Source organism: Ilumatobacter sp. (genome assembly GCF_041688325.1).
In the GTDB taxonomy this organism is placed as follows: Bacteria; Actinomycetota; Acidimicrobiia; order Acidimicrobiales; family Ilumatobacteraceae; genus Ilumatobacter_A.
Genome location: NZ_JBDNIJ010000275.1, coordinates 1 through 4,149, shown reverse-complemented (window position 1 = coordinate 4,149; position 4,149 = coordinate 1). Strand labels below are relative to the sequence as shown.

The 4,149-nt window shown below is 62.4% G+C and carries 4 protein-coding genes; all 4 read left to right on the top strand.

The genetic code is table 11. From position 1 onward, the window contains the following. Positions 1-106: 106 nt before the first annotated feature. The gene (locus ACH2EI_RS14935; protein ID WP_395154975.1) at positions 107-1,039 is read left to right on the top strand and encodes a hydroxymethylglutaryl-CoA lyase; all 933 of its coding nucleotides are present in this window, start codon (positions 107-109) and stop codon (positions 1,037-1,039) included. Positions 1,040-1,082: 43 nt separating this feature from the next. Beyond that, complete coding sequence (locus ACH2EI_RS14930) at positions 1,083-2,033, top strand: ArsA family ATPase (protein ID WP_395154976.1); 951 nt, start codon at positions 1,083-1,085, stop codon at positions 2,031-2,033. Next, a complete protein-coding gene (locus ACH2EI_RS14925; RefSeq protein ID WP_395154977.1) occupies positions 2,030-3,118 on the top strand; it encodes an ArsA family ATPase in 1,089 nt (362 codons plus the stop codon). The genes ACH2EI_RS14930 and ACH2EI_RS14925 overlap by 4 nt, the downstream gene beginning before the upstream one ends. 75 nt (positions 3,119-3,193) lie before the next feature. After that, a partial coding sequence (locus ACH2EI_RS14920; RefSeq protein WP_395160611.1) for a serine hydrolase domain-containing protein occupies positions 3,194-4,149 on the top strand: 956 nt, incomplete at its 3' end.

The following is a 4,149-nucleotide window of genomic DNA, read 5'->3' as shown; positions in this document are numbered from 1 at the left end:
GAGTTCTGAGCAGGGAGTTCTGAGCAGGGAGTTCTGAGCAGGGAGTTCTGAGCAGGGAGTGCTCTGAACGCTCGTTTGCAGGGCTGCGCTTGGCTACGTTGCTGATATGAGTCAAACGCTGCCAGCCTCAGTGATTTTGCGTGACGTGTCGATGCGCGACGGGTTGCAAGACGAGGCTCCCATTCCAACCGAGACGAAATTGGCGCTTTTCGAAGCGCTCGTTTCGGCAGGGGTGCGTGAACTCGAACTCACCAGCTTTGTCCGGCCTGACCGGGTGCCGGCAATGGCTGATGCCGACGAACTGTGTGCAGCAACAACAGGTGCTGACGTGGTCCGTTGGGGTCTGGTCCTGAACCGGCGTGGAGCCGAACGAGCATTGGCTGCTGGGCTGACCCATTTACAGTACGTCGTGTCGGTCAGTGACACGCACAGCCGGCACAACGCCGGAGCGTCGACCGACGACGCGATTGCTGCCTTCGAGGCGATTGCTGGGCCCATGATTGACCAGGGCGCTGTGATGGAGATGACTCTTTCGACAGCGTTTGGCTGCCCGTACGAGCAACGCATCGACCCGAAACGTGTGGTTGCAGTGGCCCGGCGGGTTGTCAGTGCGGGGGCATCGTCGATCGGTCTGGCCGACACCATCGGAGTTGCCATCCCGAGCGAAGTCGAAGCGCTGGTCGCAGCTGTTGCCAAGGCAGTCGATGTGTCGATCGGGGCGCACCTTCACGACACTCGCGGTTTGGCGCTCGCCAACGGGCTCGCCGCACTCGGGGCCGGAGCGAATCGCATCGACGCGGCAGTCGGTGGCCTCGGTGGCTGCCCGTTTGCTCCTGGTGCGAGCGGCAACGTCGCCATCGAAGATGTGGCGCATGCACTCGGAGAGATGGGGATCGACACTGGTTGCTCGGTCACCGGATTGATCGACGCAGCAGTTCTTGCTTGTGCGGCGGTTGGCCGGCCAGTAGCAAGCCATGTCGGTGTCGCTGGCCCGCGCTTTGCCACCAAATTCGATCAGATTCGACCAGATTCGAGCTGAAAGTCACCAACCGAATCATCGTCCTCTGAGTACCGTTGTCGCTATGAGTGCGGATTGGCTCACCAGGAGCAATGTTGTCATCGTCGCCGGCAAGGGAGGCGTTGGCTCCTCGACGGTCGCTGCAGCGCATGCGCTCGCGGCGGCACGAGAAGGCGCCGACGTGCTGTTCATTGCTGTCGATGGTCGCCAGGGCATGGGCGCGCTGCTCGGCGGTCGTGAGATCACCGACCGGGCCCAAGTGCTGCAGCGCAACATCGCATCGAAAGGATCGGGCACTATTTCTGCCCGCACGATCCCTGCCGACCAGGCGTTTGGTGACTATCTCGAACTGAAAGGTGTCGGCGGTATTCTTCGCCGTGCTGCCTCGGCTGCGTCATTGCCGATGATTGCTGCAGCAACGCCAGGGCTCGAACACCTCCTCGTCCTCGGCAAGATCAAAGAACTCGAACTCGACCGGGTCGCTGATCTGATCATCGTCGACGCGCCGCCTGCGGGGCATGCGGCGCCGTTTCTGCGCTCGGCATCAGGCCTCTCCGATGTCGTGAAGTCGGGCCCGGTGCTCGATCAGGCCAGCGAGGTCTCTGAGATGCTTGCCGACCCAGCGCGATGCATGGCCCTACTCGTTGCACTTCCGGAAGAGACACCGATCACCGAGGCGATCGAACTCGCTGCTGAACTGGGTGACGAGATCGGGCTCGCACTGTTGCCACTCGTCGTCAATGCGTGCTGGCCTGATCGGGCCGGTCTGGCAAAGACCCCCGCAGTGGCTGCGCGATCACACAAACTGAAGTTGTCGGCCGAAGCAAAGTCGGCGCTCGAATCAGCCGCTGCGTTTGGTCGGAGTCGGCTCGAACAGCAGCGCCACCAGATCGAACGGCTCCGCAGCGAACGGCCGGAGCCGGTGATCACACTTCCCCGATTGACCACGCCCAGGATTGGCCCTGCCGAACTCTCTGTTTTGGCCAACGCACTCGTCGAAGCGGATCCGTCATGACATCGCTGTCGCATGCAATCACCGACGCCAAGCTCTTGCTGACCTGTGGGCCCGGGGGAGTAGGCAAAACCACCACCGCTGCGGCGCTCGGTGTTGCAGCAGCCCGCGCGGGTCGCAAAACCGTCGTCGTCACCGTCGACCCAGCCCGACGGCTCGCTGAAGCGCTCGGCCTTGGCAAGCAAGCAGCCACCGACGAACCACACCGGGTCGAAGGAATAACGAATTGTTTGGACGACGGCCAACTCTGGGCGCTGATGCTCGACGCCGAACAGACCTTTGATCGGCTCGTCCGCGATCAGTCGCCGACCCAGAAGCAAGCTGACGCGGTCCTCAACAACCCCGTCTACCAGGCAATATCCGGTTCGCTCTCGGGCGCTCAGGAGTACATGGCCATCGAGCGACTCCACCAACTCCACACCAGCGGCGAGTGGGATCTGATCATTGTCGACACGCCGCCGTCGCGTCACGCCATCGACCTACTCGAAGCCCCAGACCGCCTCGTTGGCTTTCTCGGACACCCCGTCTACCGTGCCCTGACCGTTGGCCAGCGAGCTTTTGCCAGGGTGACCGATGCTGCAGCATCGATGTTTCTGTGGGCAGTCAAGCGCCTCGCCGGCCCGCAGATTGTTGAAGACACGGTCAACTTCTTCCGGTCACTCGCCAACATCGAGGGTGGGCTGCGCAAGCGTGCCCAAGAGGTGTCGGCACTGCTGCGTGACGACAACACCTGCTTCGTGGTTGTGTCGAGCCCCCGTGCCGAAGCTGTGGGCGAAGCCAAGCACCTTCTCGATGCGTTGCAGGCCAAAAACTTCCCGTTTGGCGGCCTGGTAGTCAACCTGATCCATCCGCTCCCCGAAGCGCTCACTCCTGAAGATGCCGCATTGCTCGCCAACCTCGATGACGGCCCGCTTGCCGAGCAGGTTGCCTGGCACAACGAACTCACTGCTTTGGCCACTGCCGAGCGAGCCGAACTTGTCAGCCTCGAAGCGCTCGCGGGTGACGCACCGATCATCGAACTGCCACTGCTCGACCACGACATTCACGACGTTCCTGGCCTGATCGATCTGTCGGCTCGCCTTGTCTGACTTCGGCTGACTTTCGCGGGTTCTCGGGCCGCTTCGGGCCGCTTCGGGCTGTCGGTGCGACGTACAATTCAAGCTATGTCGCAACTCGAACAACTGGTCGATGAACTGTTCGATCGGCCCGATGCCGAGGGGCACTCGTTGGCGCTGGTCATTCAGCAGGGCGGCTCGATCGTTGCGGAGCGTTACGGCACCCAACCGGCAAATGACTTCCAGCCCGCAGTCGAACTCGACGCCGGCTCGACGCTCATTTCGTGGAGCATGGCGAAGTCGATCACCCATGCCGCTGTCGGCATCCTCGTCGCCGACGCCAGCATCGACGTCGACGCCCCAGCACCCGTTGTGGAATGGAAGGGAACACCGAAGGAAGCAATCACGACGCTCCAACTGCTCGAGATGCGGTCCGGCTTGCACTTCATTGAGGACTACGTCGACGGCACAACATCGAACTGCATCGAGATGCTCTTCGGCGACGGCGGCCCGAGCCACGCCGCATACGCTGCTGGACAACCACTCGACCACGAGCCCGGCACGGTCTGGAACTATTCGTCGGGCACCACCAATATCGTCTCCCGAATCATCGGAGACATCGTCAGCGGTGGCCCTGGCGGCGACCCTGGTGACCGAGCAGCAGCAATGGGTTCGTTCCTGTCAGAACGGCTCTTCAAACCGGTCGGAATGGCTACGGTCGAGGCGAAGTTTGACGGTGCCGGTGACTTCGTCGGATCGTCGTACGTGTATGCGTCCGCGCGGGACTTTGCCCGCTTCGGCGAGTTGTACCGTCACGACGGGGTGACCGACCTCGGCAACGGCGCGCAGATCCTGCCCTCCGGTTGGACTGCGCACGCGGCGTTGCAGGTCGCGATGGATGACGAGTCGGGCTTCGGCTACGGCCGGCACTGGTGGTCCTGGCCAGACATCCCTGGGAGCTACTCCTGCCATGGGTATGAAGGACAGTTCATCGTCGTGGCACCAGAGTCAGAGGTGGTGCTCGTACATCTGGGCAAGACCGACATTTCGGTTGCGCCAGAGTT